3 protein-coding genes are annotated in these 3,432 nt (G+C 39.5%); all 3 read right to left on the bottom strand.

Annotated elements, in window-relative coordinates:
* Nucleotides 1-329: zinc ribbon domain-containing protein YjdM (locus E5A76_RS10355; RefSeq protein ID WP_161118883.1), on the bottom strand; the 329-nt coding region annotated here is incomplete at its 3' end.
* 52 nt (nt 330-381) lie between these two features.
* The gene (locus E5A76_RS10350) at nt 382-1,215 is read right to left on the bottom strand and encodes a leucine-rich repeat domain-containing protein (RefSeq protein WP_161118882.1); all 834 of its coding nucleotides are present in this window, start codon (nt 1,213-1,215) and stop codon (nt 382-384) included.
* A gap of 252 nt (nt 1,216-1,467) precedes the next feature.
* A complete protein-coding gene (gene selB, locus E5A76_RS10345; protein WP_161118881.1) occupies nt 1,468-3,312 on the bottom strand; it encodes a selenocysteine-specific translation elongation factor in 1,845 nt (614 codons plus the stop codon).
* Nucleotides 3,313-3,432: the final 120 nt, after the last annotated feature.

The following is a 3,432-nucleotide window of genomic DNA, read 5'->3' as shown; positions in this document are numbered from 1 at the left end:
TTCTTTACAAATTGCGCAGTGATCATCATGTCACCCGCGCCATCCACTTTACAATCTAATTGGTGATCTTTACCTTCAACAATACGTTTAATAACAGCTTTGGTACCAATTTTTAGTACTAATGAACTGCCTTTCACTTTAAGATCTTTAATAAAGGTTACTTTATCGCCTTCTTGCAATAAGGTGCCATTCACATCCTTCATTACAATGGTTTCTTCTGCTGCAACTTCAGCAGGATTCCATTCATGAGCACATTCAGGACACACAAGGTTCGCTTGATCTTGGTAAACATATTCAGACTGACAATTTGGGCATGGTGGTAAAGACATAAATAACGCTTCTTTGATAAATGTAATAATGTTGTGCGCTATGTTAATAGCTCTATTTAATCACTTCAACACCGTCATCTGCTTCATAATCATCAAGATATGGGTTAGCACTGATATCCAATTTTGTCAGTGTATTATCTGTTGCCCACAATGCGCGTAATTTCGGGTTTTTACTCACATCAATAGACGTCAGTTTATTATCAGTTAACCTTAATTTTTCTAACGCTGCATTATGAGTAACATCTAACTCAACCATTTGGTTGTACATTAGTGATAAGCTTTTGAGTTTGCTGTTTTTACTCACATTAACAGTCGTAAGTTGGTTTTCACTTAATCCTGCCTGCACTAAGTTAGGATTCTGACTAAAATCAAGCGTTGTAAATTGGTTGCGCTCCGCCAATAGATATTTTAATTGCGGATTTTTGGATAAATCTAACGTAGTGAGTTTATTTGCTACAACCGCTAAATCTGTAAGCTTAGGATTATGGCTTAAATCAATGTCAGTTAATTGATTAAAGCTAACCCCTAGTTCTTTTAATTGAGGATTTTTACTTACATCAATCTTCTCGATCTTCGATTTAGTAATAAAGACGCTTTCTAGTTCTGGATTATGGCTTAAATCTACCTGTTTTAGATCAGGACCAGAGATCTGTAACTCTTTTAACGCAGGGAAGTATGCTAATTCATCAATATTATTAATAGCGAACTGGCTACAAGATAGCTTTGTTATTACAGCAGGATCTTCGATTTGTTGTGCAAGCACACATTGTTTAAAGTTTTCATCTTTAAAGGGGATCTCACTTACCTTGTTAAAATCGGTCGCAGCTACCTGACCAGATACCATTAACGCCAATGCAGTAAGTGTGAATGTCTTTAGTGGATCCATTGCTGAATTTACTCCCTATTTCTTGGATACTCATTCTTAATACGTTATTCCAAGGAGGAATAACGCGCTAAGAATCCTAGTATCGAATTTAAAATGAGAGAAATCTTAATTACAAAAATTTGCACCGGATCAAATAAATACCGTTAATAGCATCCGTTGACTTATATTGAAAAACAAAAAGCCTATTGTTTCGGTTAATTTGAAAACAATAGGCTTCAGACATGATATAGGATTAGCGTTATGATATTCGGTTTATGCCGTCCACGCTTTTAAAATAATGCGCTCATCGCCATCACGACGTACCCAGCCATCTTTTTCCATCCTGTTTGCTAATGGAATAGAGTATTTACGACTCAACTCGGTGCGATCTTTAATATCACCCATAGAGATACGATCTTGCGGTTGATGATCGGCAATCACAGCTTTGACTAAATCAAGATACAATCCCATATCAAAGTAAATTGTGTCATCTAATGCGGTAATGTATTTTTGATGGCTTAACTGACGCAACCACTTTTTACCACCAGCCACGGTAACTTTATTCAGCTCAAGCCCTGCTTTACCAAAACTGCGGATCTGCTGCAAAATCTCTTGTGCCACAGCAGGGAGATCATCTTCATTATCCCCCTGACCTAAACACCATTTGCCATAGCTAATATGCACTTTTTCTTGCTGTTTAAGCTGTTGCATTAGTGTGTCAATCACCGCGTCATTAACACGTAAACGGGTAGCAAGCTCTGCTGACGCCATTGAAATACCAGCCGCTAACAACGCATCAATCTGCTGATAAGTCTCAATTAACCATTGATTATCAAAACAATACGGTGCGATGTAGGTTTGATCTGCCGCAGGCGTAAAATCAACATCTGTCGTTTCAAAATAACCTTGCAGCGCAAGTAACATCTCACGCTGAGATTCTGGTATTAAATATTCAGGTAAATTATCTAGCGCTTGGTACAAACGACGCTTTTGATAGCCCATCACAGGCTCAAACCAGACGATCTCAGCGCCATGTTGCAACCCGCAACCTCCTTTTTGGATCATCGCTAAACGTTGACCAAAAATCAGCGGTAATGGTTTATCAAACACTAGTCGGGCTAATTTTGTATTTGGAATGTAGCTCAAGCGTGCTGCACCATGCCAAGTCCCCATTGCGACTTCTACATGGCGTTGCTTGCGCTGTTTTAAGTTATCAGCGGTTTTATTTAAGCGAACAATACACATTTCTCGCATCGACGCTGTCATGTGTGTAGAAGTTAGCACATGCCCACGCCCCACATCTTTTCGGCTGATCCCTTTTACATTCACTGCCACACGACATGTTGCAGAAACACTTTGATGCTGCTGATGATAAGCCTGAAGTGAGCGAACGGTACCCAAAATATTAGCAGGATAGCAACACACCTTATCACCGATGCTTAATGTGCCTTGCGCCAAGGTGCCCGTTAATACGGTACCAATACCATTCACAACAAATGCACGGTCGATATACATTAATGGCTCAGCCGGTTTTACTTCAGTGTCTCCCTGAGTATTCACTAACGCTTGTTTACGACAAATATTGGCTTTCACGGTTTCAATAAGTAGTGAACGTAGCGCAGGGATATTGTCGTTCTTAAGCGCTGACACGCTAACGATTTCAGGTAATAGCCCTGTCATTTCCAGCACGTTATCTAACGCTTGCTCTTCAATCTCCGCTAACTGCTCTGGCGTGGCTTTATCGCGTTTGTTAATACAAACCACAATGTCTTCAATTCCCATTGCATGAGCAACTTGTAAGTGGGAGGTCGTCATGGGCATCCAACCTTCATCAGCGGCAATAACCAACAACAACACATTTAGATGCCATACCCCAGCAACCATGTTTCTTAGGTAACGTTCATGGCCCGGCACATCAACCACGCCAATGGTATTACCGGCATCATCTTTAAAATGGGCAAAACCAAGATCTTGCGTCATGCCTAATGCTTGTTCATGAGGACGAGCCGTGATTATGCCCGTTAATGCTTCAATCAGTGCGGTTTTACCGTGATCAACATGTCCTGCTAAACCAATAACCGCTTGATATTTTTCTAAATGTTGAGGCTGTAACGCCATTGAACTGCCTTTATTGAAGTAAATAATCATTTTTAATAGTAATGATATAAGTACTTAATATTTAAACTTTTGACTAAATACGTTTAAATATTAAACACTGAAGATAGATTTATATCATTA

The sequence above is a fragment of the Photobacterium lucens genome (assembly GCF_009873615.1).
Lineage (GTDB): Bacteria > Pseudomonadota > Gammaproteobacteria > Enterobacterales > Vibrionaceae > Photobacterium > Photobacterium lucens.
The sequence above is the reverse complement of the archived record's forward strand: the minus strand, read 5'-3'. Positions and strand labels throughout refer to the sequence as shown.